General features: G+C 29.2%; 1 protein-coding gene. It reads right to left on the bottom strand.

Features of this window, described 5'->3' with window-relative positions; translation table 11 throughout:
* Positions 1-271 (bottom strand): hypothetical protein (locus SB753_RS37395; protein ID WP_410805193.1); only part of this gene is annotated, 271 nt, incomplete at both ends.

Below are 271 nucleotides of genomic sequence, written 5' to 3' on the forward strand. Positions count from 1 at the left end.
CATCAAAGCTTTCCTAATTCTATAAATGCTTGTGCCTCTGTCAAATATGGAATTTCCTAATTCCTTTTCTGTAAAGCCCACTACGTCAAAAGATGAAAGAAGATCAATAGATTTAGTTAAATTATCAACATCTATAAAGAATTTATTGTTCGAAACTGGTTTACATAAGAAGTCAGATGCAAATTCAGGGAATTTCTCAAAGTTTTTTTGAGCAAATTGAACTTGTTTTTTAAGTGGATATGCTTCTTGGTAATCAAAATTAACTAATAAT

The sequence above is a fragment of the Paraburkholderia sp. SIMBA_053 genome (genome assembly GCF_046534895.1).
Classification (GTDB): Bacteria; Pseudomonadota; Gammaproteobacteria; order Burkholderiales; family Burkholderiaceae; genus Paraburkholderia; species Paraburkholderia caledonica.